The sequence below is a fragment of the Sporomusa sphaeroides DSM 2875 genome, assembly GCF_001941975.2.
Lineage (GTDB): Bacteria > Bacillota > Negativicutes > Sporomusales > Sporomusaceae > Sporomusa > Sporomusa sphaeroides.
Genome location: NZ_CP146991.1, coordinates 589,240 through 603,601 on the forward strand (window position 1 = coordinate 589,240; position 14,362 = coordinate 603,601).

At 47.7% G+C, this 14,362-nt stretch carries 11 protein-coding genes; 10 read left to right on the forward strand and 1 reads right to left on the reverse strand.

Annotated features, from left to right (window positions below; genetic code table 11):
- Window positions 1–40 precede the first annotated feature (40 nt).
- The 5 genes from SPSPH_RS02705 to brnQ all read left to right on the forward strand — a co-directional run bounded on the left by SPSPH_RS02705 (window position 41) and on the right by brnQ (window position 5,498).
- Window positions 41–1,243: an MFS transporter gene (locus tag SPSPH_RS02705; RefSeq protein WP_158027038.1), complete on the forward strand. Its 1,203-nt coding sequence runs from the start codon at window positions 41–43 to the stop codon at window positions 1,241–1,243.
- A 43-nt stretch (window positions 1,244–1,286) separates the two neighbouring features.
- On the forward strand, window positions 1,287–2,240 hold the full coding sequence (locus SPSPH_RS02710) for an ABC transporter substrate-binding protein (protein ID WP_075752975.1): 954 nt from the start codon (window positions 1,287–1,289) through the stop codon (window positions 2,238–2,240).
- Between the two features lie 6 nt (window positions 2,241–2,246).
- The gene (locus SPSPH_RS02715) at window positions 2,247–2,999 is read left to right on the forward strand and encodes an ABC transporter ATP-binding protein (RefSeq protein WP_075752977.1); all 753 of its coding nucleotides are present in this window, start codon (window positions 2,247–2,249) and stop codon (window positions 2,997–2,999) included.
- Window positions 2,996–3,742: an ABC transporter permease gene (locus SPSPH_RS02720; RefSeq protein ID WP_422396974.1), complete on the forward strand. Its 747-nt coding sequence runs from the start codon at window positions 2,996–2,998 to the stop codon at window positions 3,740–3,742. Before SPSPH_RS02715 ends, SPSPH_RS02720 begins: the two co-directional genes overlap by 4 nt.
- A gap of 406 nt (window positions 3,743–4,148) precedes the next feature.
- Complete coding sequence (gene brnQ, locus SPSPH_RS02725) at window positions 4,149–5,498, forward strand: branched-chain amino acid transport system II carrier protein (RefSeq protein ID WP_269147918.1); 1,350 nt, start codon at window positions 4,149–4,151, stop codon at window positions 5,496–5,498.
- 625 nt (window positions 5,499–6,123) lie between these two features.
- On the opposite strand, the gene SPSPH_RS02730 is transcribed toward brnQ, so the two are convergent.
- Complete coding sequence (locus tag SPSPH_RS02730) at window positions 6,124–6,429, reverse strand: tyrosine-type recombinase/integrase (RefSeq protein ID WP_338736672.1); 306 nt, start codon at window positions 6,427–6,429, stop codon at window positions 6,124–6,126.
- 321 nt (window positions 6,430–6,750) lie between these two features.
- On the opposite strand from SPSPH_RS02730, the gene SPSPH_RS02735 reads away from it, so the two are divergent.
- The 5 genes from SPSPH_RS02735 (at window position 6,751) to panB (SPSPH_RS02755) (ending at window position 14,329) form a co-directional block, all read left to right on the forward strand.
- The gene (locus SPSPH_RS02735; protein WP_075755909.1) at window positions 6,751–8,436 is read left to right on the forward strand and encodes a methyl-accepting chemotaxis protein; all 1,686 of its coding nucleotides are present in this window, start codon (window positions 6,751–6,753) and stop codon (window positions 8,434–8,436) included.
- A gap of 260 nt (window positions 8,437–8,696) precedes the next feature.
- Window positions 8,697–10,526: a putative bifunctional diguanylate cyclase/phosphodiesterase gene (locus SPSPH_RS02740; RefSeq protein WP_075752983.1), complete on the forward strand. Its 1,830-nt coding sequence runs from the start codon at window positions 8,697–8,699 to the stop codon at window positions 10,524–10,526.
- A gap of 395 nt (window positions 10,527–10,921) precedes the next feature.
- Complete coding sequence (gene ilvD / locus SPSPH_RS02745) at window positions 10,922–12,586, forward strand: dihydroxy-acid dehydratase (protein ID WP_075752985.1); 1,665 nt, start codon at window positions 10,922–10,924, stop codon at window positions 12,584–12,586.
- Between the two features lie 31 nt (window positions 12,587–12,617).
- Window positions 12,618–13,451 carry a 3-methyl-2-oxobutanoate hydroxymethyltransferase gene (gene panB / locus SPSPH_RS02750; protein ID WP_075752987.1) on the forward strand — a complete coding sequence of 278 codons (834 nt, stop codon included), beginning with the start codon at window positions 12,618–12,620 and terminating at the stop codon, window positions 13,449–13,451.
- Window positions 13,452–13,477: 26 nt separating this feature from the next.
- Window positions 13,478–14,329: a 3-methyl-2-oxobutanoate hydroxymethyltransferase gene (panB, locus tag SPSPH_RS02755; RefSeq protein ID WP_075752989.1), complete on the forward strand. Its 852-nt coding sequence runs from the start codon at window positions 13,478–13,480 to the stop codon at window positions 14,327–14,329.
- The last annotated feature ends 33 nt before the right edge of the window (window positions 14,330–14,362 follow it).

Sequence of the window (14,362 nt, forward strand, 5' to 3'; positions counted from 1 at the left end):
CTGTGGATATTGGCTTGGTGGACCCAGGGAAGCAGAGGTAGTGAACATAGACAGAATGAATCCGGCAGTAGTAAAAGAACCGTTATGGACCAGGGCATTTATCTATCTGGCAGTTTCTAATGCGTTATTGGCTTCAGGCTTTCACATGCTGATACCGACCCTGCCGCTGTTTATCGCCGGTTTTGGGGGAACAGACGCGCAAATCGGGCTGATTATGGGGAGCTTCACTTTTTCCGCCGTATTGATTCGCTTTTATACAGTGCAGGGAATTAACAGGCTGGGAAAAACGAATTTTTTGCTATGGGGTATTGTTATTTGCATGATTGCGATAGCTGGTTATTATTGGGCGACAAATGTAGCCCTGTCATTATCAACACGGATACTTCACGGGGTAGGCTTCGGCATTGCGACGACGATGTACGCCACCATAGTATCTGATATTATTCCCGGCTCGCGCCGAGGGGAAGGGATGGGGTATTTCGGGCTTGGCAGTACCCTGCTCATGGCGTTGGCGCCGGCTATCGGCGTATGGGTGGTGGACAGTTACGGTTTCGCTGTTTTGTTTGCCGTTGCCGCGGCAAGCCAGGTGCTGGCGTTTGTGTGGACGCAGGCTTCACGTATGCCTGCCGCTCTGGTTAGCCATGCTGAGGCAGGCAGCCCGGGAATGGGCCGGCTTATTGAGCGGCAAGCGATTTTTCCTGCAGTTCTCAGCCTGCTGCTGGGCATTTGTATCGGCGGGGTGTTAAGTTTTGTGACATTACTGGCAAGGGAGGTGCATGTTGCTAACGCCGGGTATTTCTTCCTGGTAGCTACCTCGAATGTATTTTTAGCGCGCCTGGTAACAGGCCGGATTTTTGATCAAAAAGGTCCTGCCTGGGTCATTATTCCCGGAGCGGTAGTTTTGTTTCTGGGTTTAATGATCTTGTCAAAGGTTTCGTCCCCGGACGCGTTTTTATGGGCGGCAGCCTGCTACGGTCTGGGTACCGGCTCAATGTTTCCGGCATTACAGACCTGGATGATCAACATGGTAACGCCGGAGAGGCGCAGTATTGCCAACGCCACTTTTTTTAACGCGCTGGATACGGGTGTTGGCGGGGGGGCTATTGTGCTTGGCATTTTGGCCGGACAATCGGGTTATCAATCGATATATTTTTATTCTGCCAATGTTGTTGTCTGTTTTATTGTATTATATATACTATATTTAGTTAGACAAACTTATGGCCGGTCTACGCTAAAACCCTAATGATTTCCGCTGCGAAGATAATTAACAGAAATGAGGTTTGTCCATGAAAAAGGTTACAATTATCCTGCTTGTTGCCATGCTGGCGCTTGCCCTGACAGGCTGCACCGGCAACAAAACAGAAGATACTTCCCCCAAGCACTCTCAGTTGCAGGGCCTTACCATCGGGCTTATGCCTGATGTAGATTCCATTCCCTTTATCATTGCTCAGGAAAAAGGCTATTTTAAGGAAGAAGGTTTAACAGTAACCCTTAAATCCTTTAAAAGTGCAATGGAACGGGACAGCGCCCTGCAGAGCGGCAACTTAGACGGGACTATCTCAGATATGCTGGCCGAGGCTTTTGCCAAAGCCGGGGGATTTGATACTGTAATTACTTCATTAACAACCGGCAGCTATAAAATGGTTGTTAACAAAAATGAAACAGTTGCCTCCATTAAGGATTTGCAGGGCAAGGATGTGGCTGTTTCCAAAAACACCGTTATTGAATATGTAACAGACAAAATTGCCGATGAAAGTGGTTTGCCTGCTAATGGCATCAACAAAGTGGTTATTCCGCAGATTCCCGCACGCCTGGAAATGCTGCAAAATGGCAAGATTGCCGCCGCTACTTTGCCGGAGCCGCTGGCAAGTGTCGCCATAAAAAATGGCGGTAAGCTGGTAAACTCCTCCGACAGGCTGGGGATAAATCCCGGCGTATTACTCTTTACGGCTAAGGCTGTTAATGGCAAAGAGCAGGAAATTCATGCTATGTACCGGGCTTATAATAAAGCTGTCGACTACTTAGCCAAGGAACCGCTGGAGAATTATATCGATTTGGTTATTGCCAAAGGCGGTTTCCCCCAGGATGTCAAAGGTGCGCTTGTTTTGCCTCAGTATAAAAAAGCTGTTGCTCCCGACCCCAAGGACATTGATGCTGTGATGACCTGGCTGCAGGCCAGACAGCTTATTAAGAACAAGTATTCTTATTCCGAGTTGGTCGACACCCGTTTTGTCAGGTAGTTCATTATGATCAGGATAAAAAACCTAAGTGTCGCCTATGAAGACCGCAACTCCAACAATATGGCGCTTAAAGACATTACACTGGAGCTTGCTGCCGGCGAAACCTGCGCAATCATTGGCCCTTCCGGCTGTGGCAAATCAACGTTGTTAAAGGTACTGGCCGGGATTATTAAAAAATTTGAGGGAACTGTCGAAATTAACGGGCAAGCCGTTAGACCGCAAAAGCAAAAGATTGGCTTCATTCCCCAAAATTACGGACTGCTGCCCTGGAAAACCATTTATGAGAATATACGCCTGGGCGTAAAAATAAAAAACAAACAAGCCAGTGATAACAGGCAAAACCAGGCAGCTATGGTTCAATTGCTGGGACTGGACGGCCTGGAGCATCGTTATCCCGGCGAATTGAGCGGCGGTCAGCAGCAGCGGGTTGCTTTGGCCCGTGCCTTTCTTTTGCAGCCCGATCTATTACTGATGGATGAACCCTTTTCGGCGTTGGACGCCATGACCAGGGAGGAAATCCAAAATGTGTTTTTGCAGGTCTGGCGTAAGCATTCTGTTTCCACTATTCTTGTCACCCATCATGTGGAAGAAGCGGTGTATTTGGGGCGGAAAATCGTTATTTTGTCAGCCACTCCCGGGAGGGTCAGTAAAATCATTGACAATCCGTTATTCGGAATAGAAGGGGTTCGCAACCAGCAGGATTTTTTCCGGCTTAGTATTGAATTACGCAAGATGATAAAAGAGGATTGGTCAAAGTGAGGAAAAAGGGACCGGGAGTTTGGTACCTGTACGGAACCGTGATTTTTTTTGTATTGTGGCAGGCGGCAGCCTACTGGGTAGCTTTGCCGATTATTCCGCCGCCGGCGGCGGTAATGGCTAATTTCATCGAAATTTTTGTATCGCAAATTGCTGTCCACGGTTTTTACAGTCTATGGCGTATTCTTGCCGGAGTTTTTTTTGCCGTACTTATTGGTATCCCGCTGGGACTCTGTATGGGGTATTTCTCCGGTTGGGACAAGCTATTTTCGCCGTTAGTGTATTTAACCTATCCCATTCCGAAGATTGCGCTGCTGCCTGTTGTGATGCTGGTGTTTGGCCTGGGGGAAATGTCCAAGATACTGATGATATTTCTGATTATCGTTTTCCAGGTCATTGTGGCGGTGAGGGATGGCGTTAAAAGCATTCCCAAGGAAACCTATTACCCCTTATATTCTTTGGGAGCCGGGTTCCCGGATATTGTCCGTGACATTCTCATTCCTGCTTCTATGCCCAAGTTTTTAACCGCGCTGCGGGTGGCTATGGCGACCGCTATATCGGTGTTATTTTTTACAGAAACCTTTGGCACACAGTATGGAATGGGGTATTTTATCATGGACGCCTGGCTGCGGGTCAACTACCTGGAAATGTATTCAGGGATTGTTGCCTTAAGCAGCATTGGGCTGACCTTGTTTAGCACCATTGATTATCTGGAAAGAAAGCTGTGCAAATGGCAGTATCAATAGGCTGCCAGTAAGAAACCAGCTCTCTCCTTGTCACGAAGGGGAGACTGGTTTTATTTTTTATAGCTGGTATTTTAGGTAATGAATTATGAATACAACAAGAAGACATAAGATTGATTTAAATGTAAACATGTAATATACTGTAACGGTATAAGTACGAGTAGTCCGTCAAGTCTAAAGCCATAGGATGAATTGCGCGAGATTTTTCGTCCAGCAAGGCGGAGGAGCCGCGCATATCGGACATATGTAAGGCGACGATAAAGTAAACACGGTTTGTGCCAAGCGATAGCGACAGCAGAAACCGATGTTGCCCTTATGCCTCGTGGGCCAACGAAGCTGGGCGGAAAATCTCGCGATAAGAACACTGTGGATTTGGGCTTGGCGGACTACTCTAAAGGAGGACATATTGTTGGAAGTAAAGAAACTGTCGTTCCAAGATACATTGGCGATTGGCTTAATGTTATTTTCGCTTTTCTTTGGCGCCGGGAATCTGATTTTCCCGCCGGCTTTGGGACAAGCGGCAGGCGAGAATGTCTGGGTTGCTATTTTAGGCTTTTTGACTACCGGTGTCGGCCTTCCCTTATTAGGGGTTTTGGCCATCGGTTTGTCCGGCAGCAATGATGCAGGGGATTTGGCCAAGAGGGTTCACCCGCTTTTTGCCACTGTTTTAATGGTGAGCACCTATCTGACCATTGGCCCTTTATTTGCTATTCCCCGTACAGGTGCGGTGTCATACGAAGTTGGCGTTAAGCCGTTTGTGGCAGGCGCCAGCGATGGCCTGGGCCTGCTTATCTATTCCGTTATTTTCTTTGCGGTTACCTGTTGGTTGGCGCTAAATCCCAGCAAAATTGTCGACAGGGTTGGCAAGATATTAACCCCGGCGCTGTTAGTTATGCTGGTTTTCCTGGTGGGGCAAGCCTTCATCAGCCCTATGGGTGCCCCGTTGGCGCCTCAGGGAGAGTATCAAAGCCATGCTTTTGCCAAAGGCTTTCAGGAAGGCTATTTAACCATGGACACGCTGGCCTCGATTGTTTTCGCGATTATTGTTGTGAATGCCATTAAGAGCAAGGGTGTCAGGAACGCTAAAGAGATTGCCAAAGTATGCACCGGCTCCGGTTTAATTGCTGCATTTTTCCTGGGGGCCATCTATGTGTCTTTGGCCTATCTTGGCGCCACCAGTGTGGGGACCATCGGGCAAGCCGAGAATGGCGGCATAATTTTGTCCAAGGCAGCTAATATCTATTATGGTTCAGCCGGTAATTTGATTTTAGGATTGGCGATCATCTTTGCCTGTTTAACAACCAGTATTGGTCTGGTATCTGCCTGTGCTACCTTTTTTACCAGATTTTTCCCGCGTCTTACGTATCAGAACCTGGTATATATACTGTCGATCTTTAGTCTGGTGATTTCTAATGTTGGCTTAACGCAGCTCATTGCGTTTTCTGTACCGGTATTGATTGGCATTTATCCTTTGGTAATTGTTTTGATTTTCCTGGTATTCCTGGACCCGCTGTTTGGCGGCCGGACAGAGGTTTATCGCTATAGCATGCTTTTGACTGCGATTGTTAGTCTTGTGGACGGATTAAAGGCGGCTAACATTTCGCTAGGTTTTGTTACCAAGTCTTTTAGCAGCTATCTGCCGCTGTTTGACATTAGTCTTGGCTGGCTGATACCGGCTGTCGCCGGCGCGGTATTGGGATATATTATCTCCCTGCTTTTTTCAGGCTCATCGGAAGTGAGTCCCGAACAGATCCGGTAAAGCCGGTATGATTGCAGACAACCATGGTTATCAATAGAAGAAGGACAGAGCTTAGTACAAGCTCTGTCCTTCTTATTTATTCTAACAAAAGGTGGGTATGAGGCCGCGCCTCGGTAAACACCTTTTTCTTTACAGTTTTTCTAGATATGTTGTACAGTTACAGCAGTTTTAAGATTTTTCGCACGGTAAATTGAATTTTTCCGAAAAAAGCAAAAAAACAAATTGTTTTACAGGCTCATTGTTTTGAGTATAAAATTAGAAATAATGTAACATAATTAGTTTATGTTACACAATTGCATAAGGACTAATAATACTAGATTCAACCATTTATTGCAATTTCCTCCTCTTTCGACAAGATTGTTTCCCAGCAATAAAGTTTTGGGTTATAGATTTAAGTTTTTATAAATATTATCTAAACTATCTTTCGTAATTCCTATATAAGCTAATGTTATAGCAGGAGTGGAATGATTAAGCAGTTTTGAATTTGAGTTATGTCTGCGCCATTTTATAGGCCCAATAACCAAATGTTTTGCGCAAGGTATGTGAACCAATTGCCTCTGTAATACCGGTCATACGTGCTGCTTTATTAATTACTCTGTAAGTTTGTATCCGAGTAATCGCCTGATTATTTTTTTTTTGCTTTTAAACAGCCAGTTACTATCAATTTTAGTATTCGTAAAATATTCTTGAATAGCATCCTTACATGTATCTGAAAGGGAAATCTTTTTGGTTTACCGGTTTTCTTTTCACGCAGAATGATGCGATCTACTTCTTTTACATCCTCGATGGTAAGCGATAATAAGTCTGAAATTCTCAAACCGCTGTTAATACCTAAAACAAACAGTAAATAATTACGCAAATTATGGTTTCTCAGATAACATTTAATGGCATTAATTTGTTCTTTACTACGGATTGGTTCAACGCATTCCATACTAATCACATCCTGATTGTTAATATATGTACCAATTTAATATGTTATGGCGAAAAGCTGGGAAATACCTTGTAACATTGCGTAAGAGTTTACCTAATCAGCTGCATAGCCTGCCGTAATATTGATGAATACCTCATATCCCATCAGCTATGTCATCATAGGGCAATGGATATGAGGTATCTGTTTGTTTAATGCCATACTGGACAACCGGAAAAAGATGTAACATAAACTAATTATGTTACATTATTTCGCACATGGTTTGCGGCTGTTATCTGTATGGAGCAACTCAAGAAGAAGAAAAGGAGGCACATATTTTTGAAGATGAATTTGCTAAGTAAAATGATTGCTTACTTCATGCTGGTGGTAATCGTAGGAGCGATTGGTTTCGGTTTTGTAATGTACAATGTCAATATTGCCGGAGAGTTAATCACTAAAACCGGCGGGGAGGACATCCCGCGATTAATACAAACTGCGGAGATTGCCAGAGGTATAGAAAACAAGTTTGCTTCACTCCGTGGCTATCTTATATCCGGGGATTCGGTGTCGCTTAATAATTTTCGGCGAGTGACGGCAGAAAGCGAAAAGCTTGAAAAAGAGCTGTTGGCTACCGCACGTACGGCAGAAGGCAAAAAAATCGCAAGTGAATTATTGGCACTGGATGCCAAGTACACAGAGATAGCCGAAAAGGCAGTTATTACCTTAAAGCAGGCAGGCAAAGAGCAGGAAGCTCTGGCGGTAATGAACGGCGAGCTTACGGATCTTGGCCGGCAATTGCGGGATAAAGCCAAGGAATATGTGGATTGGCGGCAGGAGCAAATTAATGAGTCTATAAATAAGTCAGTAACGGCCGCCGACAATAGCGGCAAGGCTGCTGTGACCGCCGGTTTGTTAAGTGCCCTTTTTGGTGTTGGCATCGGCATTTTTGCCGCCCGCAGCATCTCCCGTCCGGTCAACCAGCTGGCGGTAGTGGCCCAGCAGGTGGCAAGCGGAGATTTGACGCAGCAGGTAAGGGTGGTAAGTCAGGATGAGATTGGCCAACTGGCGTCAGCCTTTAATACGATGGTTATAGAGCTTAAAACACTTATCAAGCACATTAACGCCAATGTCGAGCAGGTAGCCGCCTCGTCGGAGGAACTAACCGCCAGCTCGGAGCAGTCTGCTCAGGCAGCTAATCAGATTGCTGTTTCCATCACCGAGGTGGCCGCCGGCGCCAATGAACAAATGGCTGCAACTGACGAAACTTCTGCCGTGATTCAGCAAATGACGGCAGGTGTCCAGCAAATGGCCGCAAGTGCTAATCAGGTTGCCGCCCAATCGTCCCAAGCGGCGGATAAAGCCAAAAACGGCGGCGAGGCTGTGGACAAAGCGGTCAGCCAGATGGCCCGGATTGAAGATACTGTCAACACCTCGGCAGCGGTAGTGGCTAAACTGGGTGAAAGGTCTAAGGAAATTGGCCAGATCGTGGATACCATCTCCGGCATTGCCGGTCAGACAAATTTACTGGCGCTGAACGCCGCCATCGAAGCAGCCCGTGCCGGCGAACAAGGTCGCGGCTTTGCTGTCGTGGCGGAGGAAGTACGAAAACTTGCCGAACAATCTCAGGAGGCAGCTAAAAAGATTGCCGCCTTAATCGGGGAAATCCAGGGAGATACCGCGAAGGCCGTGGTGGCCATGAATGACGGTACCCGGGAAGTCAAGACCGGGGCCGAAGTGGTCAATACCGCCGGCGGTGCTTTCAGTGAAATTGCTGATTTGGTGCTGCAAGTGTCTGCTCAGGTAAGAGATATCTCGGCAGCCATTCAGCAGATGGCAGCCGGCAGTCAGCATATCGTAGGAGCGGTCAAAAAGATTGATGAACTCAGCAGGAAATCAGCGGGTGAAGCCCAGGGCGTCTCGGCAGCTGCCGAAGAGCAGCTGGCTTCCATGGAAGAAATCGCAACCTCCAGTGAAGCCTTAGCAAAACTTGCGCAGGAGCTCCAGACAGCGGTGGTCAAGTTTCGTGTGTGAGTCTCACCTGAACGGGCTGGGTGCCGCCTTCCACAATCGGCGGTATCGGCTGCTAACGGCAATACGGGAGTGCTATACCGGTTATAACCTGGAGAACACTGGTTAAGCCTCCGGCGGAACGGAGTTGGGATATCATAGAACAGATTCTTTTTAGCGTATCTGTCACGCTGGCAACTACCAGCGTTCTTTTAGCAGTCAACCTATACCTTTACCAACAATATCAGGAAAATTTTATCGGCCTTTGGTCAGCAGGCTGGGTCTTGTATGTTCTCCGGCTTATTTCTGAGCTGGGGCTGGTCTCTGCTCCGGCCACGCCGTATCTTTTTTCTGCGAACCAGTTTGTTTCCCTGCTTAGTGGTATTTTTCTAGCCTGGGGAACCGATGCTTTTGGGGGACATGAGCGCAAGCGGGTATGGATAGGGCTGTCCATAGTGGGGGGATTATGGATTGTTGCGGGCAATTACTTATCCCTGCCAGCCGCACTGCTATATATGCCTATTTTTATATTTCTTGGGTTGGTCAACCTCTGGGTTGGCGGAACCATGCTTACCTACCCTATTGCGGGCGCGGGGAAAATAATTGCCGGCTGCACCTTCATTGTCTGGGGGTTGCACAAAGTGAACTATCCCTTTTTGCGCGATGTAGCCTGGTTTGCAACCTGGGGATATTTATTGGGGGCCATTCTGGCGCTGGCAGCGGCGCTGGGCATGCTGATTATGTATTTTGAAAAAGAAATTGCAGAACGAAAAGTGGCGGAAAGTCAGGTGCGCCAACTAATTTATTTCGATAGTTTGACAGGGCTGCCAAACCGGACAAGTCTTAAAGAACGGCTGACAGAGGAGCTCGAAAAGGTAAGCCGGGGGCAGGCCGGAGGCGCGGTGCTGTTCATTGACCTGGATGATTTTAAACTGATTAATGATACTTTCGGTTATACCTGCGGCGATGAGGTGATAATCAAAGCCGGCTCCTATATCTTTGGCGAAGCCGCAGCGACCGATATAGTGGCCCGGATTGGCGATGACGAGTTTATCGTATTGCTGCTTAACAGGACTGACCGGGAGGAAATTGCCGCCATTACTGAGCGCATTTCGCAGGCGCTCACGCGGGATTATACACTCTGCGGCACAAGTATCCGCGTTTCGGCAAGTATTGGTGTGGCATTATACCCGGAGGACGGTGACAAGGCGGAAGACTTGTTTAAGAAGGCGGATCTCGCCCTGTATGCTGCCAAGGAAAGCGGCAAGAATTCCTGGCGGTTTTATAAAAAAAGTATGCAACAGGACGCTTGCGAAAACATGTCCATTCAGCATAATCTGCGCTACGCAATAGAACGGGGAGAACTGGCTTTGCATTATCAGCCGATAGTGTCACTGCCGGACCGGGACATTATCAGTTTTGAGGCGTTATTGCGCTGGACAAGCCCGGAACATGGAGCAGTGCCGCCTGACCGGTTTATTAAGCTGGCCGAGCAAAGCGATCTGATTCATCTGCTCGGACGGTGGGTATTGCGTGAAGCCTGCAAGTTTGCCCGCACTATGACAGATTTGGGGCTGGGCCAAATAAGCGTGTCGGTTAACATTTCACCCTGCCAGCTGGAGGCAAGGGATTTTGTTTCACTTGTCCGCAGGAGCATTGAAACTGCGGCTATTCAACCCAGTCAGCTGGAACTGGAGGTAACGGAGAATGTCCTGATTCATTCGATGGAAGACAGTATTCGCAAATTGCAGGAATTAAAGGTTTACGGTGTGCGTCTTTCACTGGATGACTTTGGCGTAGGTTATTCGTCCTTGACCTATCTAAAAAACCTGCCAGTCAAAAAGCTTAAGATTGACAAGTCGTTCATCGACAAAATCCTCTCCGACGATGCACAGTTCGCCGGCGCGATTATCCATATGGCACATAGTCTGGGCCTGGTTGTTGTTGCCGAAGGGGTGGAAACAGAACAGCAGGCCGCAGAATTGTTTAAGTACCGTTGTGATTATATCCAGGGTTATTTATTGAGCCGGCCGGTGCCGTGGGAACAGGCTATTGACTTATTAATTGCGTTTCGTCGGGAAGCGCCGCTGCTAAAATTGCATTGCCGCCAATAACGGCTGCAATTTGCGATAATGGCAGCCACATTTCAAGAATGCCGGTCAATCTGTTTTCCTGGTTACTGACTCAAAAAGGGCGTGCCGCATTGCGTTTTGTTAAAACGTTTTGCGGTGCGCTCTTTGCCGTTGTCAGCGGCGGCTAAGCTGTGGGGTTATATTGTTTTCGCTTCCCCCGAAGATGACAAGATTCCTAATGGAAATGTCAAAAAATTCAGAAGGTAAAGCCGCTTTTTTCAGGAATAGATTATAAGCATAAGACATACTTGCAGGTTTACCGGCCCATGTGTGAACAGATGTATATAACGTGCCAACTATTTGCACCACCCGCCTGCGCCTGTCAGATTCTGTAACACGGAATATATAGAGGACTAATAAAAGGAGGAAACAATGACATGAGAAGTCATATTACCACAAGGGGCTTGGAACGGGCAACACACCGGGCTTTGTACTATTCTATGGGATTTTTACCGGAAGACCTGGATAAACCGTTGATCGCTGTTGTTAATACTCAGAATGAGACCATGCCGGGACATGTGCATCTGGATAGCATTGCTAAGGCTGTTAAGGAAGGAATTATTGCCGCAGGCGGGACACCGATAGAGTTTCCGACGATCGGCCTGTGCGACGGTATTGCCCAGGGCAACTATGGCATGCATTATCCGCTGGCCAGCCGGGAATTGATTTGTGATTCGGTGGAATGTATGGTCAACGGGCATCAATATGATGCGATGGTGCTGATTACTAATTGTGACAAGATAACTCCAGGCCTGCTGATGGCCGCTGTTCGCCTCAATATTCCTGCTATCATGATTAGCGGGGGTCCGATGGCTACCGGCTGTGTTGACGGACAGGAAATAGGGTATACCGATTTGATGGCGGCGCAGGGCGATGTGGCCAGAGGCATCATTACCCGTGAGGAGTTGTCCAGACGGGAAAGAGATGCACTGCCGGGTTGTGGTGCTTGTAATTTGCTGGGAACTGCCAATACAATGAATTTCCTTACAGAGGCGCTGGGGATGTGTCTGCCTGGTTCCACCTGTCTGGCCGGTACCGGCAGACGGTTGGCATTGGCCAAACAAACAGGCATGAAAATTATGGAGTTATACCACAAATCCATTTTACCGCGTCAAATTGTGACCAAAGAAGCCATTGAAAATACAATTACTGTGGATCTGGCCATCGGCGGCTCTACCAATACCATTCTGCATTTGACCGCACTGGCAAAAACGGCAGATATTGATTTTGATATCAATTGTTTTACCGAACTGGCGCAAAAGGTGCCGCACCTGGTGAAGATAAAGCCTGCCAATAATGGTCACTATCCCGCGGATGTCCATAATGCTGGCGGAATAACGGCATTAATGGGACAATTATGCAGAGACGGCCTGCTTCATAAAGAAGCTTTGACTGTAACCGGAAAAACAGTTGCCGAGAATGTAAGCGATGTTAAGGTAATTAACAGCAATGTCATTAGGACGCTGGACAATCCTTATTCAGCCAAAGGCGGGCTGCAATTGCTGTATGGCAATCTGGCTCCACAAGGGTCGGTATGTAAAAGTGCGGCTGTTGTGCCGGAAATGTATCACCACAAAGGACCGGCCAGGATCTTTAACCAGGAAGAGCCGGCAGTTGCCGCTATCTATGGCGGACAAATCAAACCAGGCGATGTGGTGGTCGTAAGATATGAAGGCCCGAAAGGCGGACCCGGTATGCGGGAGATGCTCACCGCTACAGCAGCCATTGTGGGTATGGGCTTATCCAAGGAAGTGGCCCTGATTACGGACGGCCGTTTCTCCGGAGCGACTGCCGGGGCGGCTGTCGGGCATGTGTCGCCGGAAGCGGCGGAAGGCGGTCCGATAGCCTTGATCGAGGAAGGTGATATGATTGAAATTGATATCCCCCAAGGCAGTATTCACCTGCATGTCAGTGACGAAGAACTGGCCCGCCGCAAAGCAGCCTGGAGGCCGATGAAGCAAGACCATGTAATTAAGGGCAGTTATCTTGACCGTTATGCAAAGATGGTATCGTCAGCAATGGACGGTGCAATCTTTAAATAGTAAATAAAGAAAATTGTAGGAGGAAATAACAATGGCTAAAACAAAAATTACAATTCCTGAGATTCTTGCGACAAAACATAATGGCAAAAAGTTCAAAATGATTACAGTATATGATTATCCGATGGCAGGTATTGTTGACCGTTCGGCTGCCGAACTCATTCTGGTCGGCGATTCGCTGGGAATGGTTATTCAGGGACATGACGGCACAGTGCCGGTAAACATGGAAGATATGATCTATCATGTAAAGCTGGTTCGCCGGGGAGCTCCCAATACTTTTGTCGTAGGTGATATGCCCTTTTTGTCTTACCAGGTAAATAAAGATGAGGCCATCCGCAATGCCGGCACTCTCTTAAAAATTGGCGCCGATTGTGTAAAAATGGAAGGCGACTTTAAAATTGCCAATACCGTAAAAGCCGTTGTTGATGCAGGTATTCCGGTAATGGGTCATATCGGCTTAACGCCGCAGACTGCTGCCATGATGGGCGGGTTTAAGGTTCAGGGTAAAAGCTCGGAAGCTGCGGAAAAACTGCTGCAGGATGCAATTGCCATTGACAACGCCGGTGTTTTTGCCATGGTGCTGGAGTGCATGCCTGCCGGGTTATGCAAACTCATTACCGAGCGGGTGAAATGCGCAACTATCAGCGTTGGCGGCGGCGGGGACTGCAATGGCCACAACCTGAACGCCTATGATCTGGTAGGTATTTTTGATAAATTTGTGCCTAAGTTTGTTAAGCAATACGCGCAAATGGGACAGCAAATGGTGGATGTTTTCGATACCTGGTGCAAGGAAATTGATGACGGTACCTTCCCGGAAGAAAAACATTGCTTTACGATGAATGATGAAGATTTGAAACGCTTGTACTAAGTTCTTGATAAGGGGTGTTACTGCAAATGGCAAAGAAGACAATTAATGATTTTGCCCAAATGGTGGAAAATGGAGAAAAGATTGTATATTTGACGGCATATGATTATCTTACGGCTAAAATGCAGGAAAAAGCCGGAGTTGATATGATCCTGGTGGGTGATTCGCTGGGGATGGTGTGCCTGGGTTATGATACCACCTTCCCGGTAACTATGGATGATATGGTCCGTCATTGTCAGGCAGTACGCCGTGGCGCACCCAATACTTTTATTGTCGGTGATATGCCGTATATGTCCTACCAGAAATCCGACGAAGACGCCGTAGCCAATGCCGGTCGTTTGGTGAAAGAAGCGCTGGTGGATTGCATCAAATTAGAGGGTGGCGGCCCGCTCATTGCCAGCCGGATTAGAGCTATCCAGCAAGCCGGCATCCTGGTAATGGGTCATATTGGCCTGACCCCGCAACTCATGGGCCAAATCGGTGGTTATAAAGCCCAGGGCCGCAGTGCGTCGGCTGCGATGAAAATCGTAAATGAGGCCAAAGCCGTTGAAGCAGCCGGTGCCTTCAGCATTCTGGTGGAAGGTGTGCCGACGGCGGTAGGCAAAGCTATTGCCGGCAGGGCCGGTATTCCGATTCTGGGTATTGGCGCCGGTTCCGGCACCCATGGTCAGCTGCTGATCTATGCCGACATGGTTGGCATGTATGATAACTTTACGCCGAAATTTGTTAAGAAATACGCCAATGTTGGCGAACACCTGACCAATGCTTTTAAAGCCTATACCGAGGAAGTCCGGCAGGGACAGTTCCCGGATGATGCGGAACATACTTACAAAATGAGTGCTGAAGAAGAAAAGGAATTTCTCACGTTGCTGGCTAAATAATAAGTAGCGGCAAGGGTGGAAAAGAGGCTGTGA